The sequence below is a fragment of the Rhizobium sp. M10 genome (assembly GCF_002531955.1).
Lineage (GTDB): Bacteria > Pseudomonadota > Alphaproteobacteria > Rhizobiales > Rhizobiaceae > Rhizobium > Rhizobium etli_C.
In genome coordinates this window covers 1-631 of record NZ_NWTA01000085.1, presented here as the reverse complement: position 1 = coordinate 631, position 631 = coordinate 1, and the positions used below count along the sequence as shown (strand labels likewise).

Genomic DNA, 631 nt, shown 5'->3' with positions numbered 1-631 from the left:
CGACCACGAACTGCTCACCGGCCGTACTCGCAACCTGCACATTATAACCCGGACGGAAGCCGCCGTCGGCCATCTTCATCACCCGCGCCTGTGCATCCGTGCTGGAGGCGCGCGGCTCCTTCGGCTTTTTGCCATTGCCGCGCTTTTCTTCGCGCGCCTGACGCCGGCGCTCGATCTCTTCAAGCGCGGCCCGGGCTGCTCTGACCCGCTCGCCGCGCTCGCGCGCCGCTCGTTCCCTGGCCGCCTTGATACGCCGATTGCTGGCATCCGAACGCGCATCGACCTCGTGCTTGAGCTGATCCACAACGGCCTCGGCAATCGAAAGATGCCGATCAAGCGTCGCCTTGCGGCCGAACGAGGCGGCCCCCGCGCTCGCCCGTACCCGCACGCCATCCTGCGCCAGACTGTCGAGAGTGACGAGGCCGGCATCGGCAAGCGCCGCCAGATGCTCGCAAAGCAGTCGGTCGAGCAGATCGGCGCAACCAACCCGAAAATCCGCCAACGTGTGATAGTTCACCGAGACGCCGCCGCACAGCCAGCGATAGACGTCGTGGCTCCCGCACAGCCGTTCCAGCGCCCGCGCGCTGCCGACGCCGTCGCTGCTGGCATAGAGCCACAGCGCCAGCAAAAG

Annotated in this window: 1 pseudogene; it reads right to left on the bottom strand. The window is 67.0% G+C overall.

The window, feature by feature from the left end:
* Nucleotides 1–631 (bottom strand): annotated as a pseudogene (locus CO671_RS33150) (IS5/IS1182 family transposase); the annotation flags it as partial.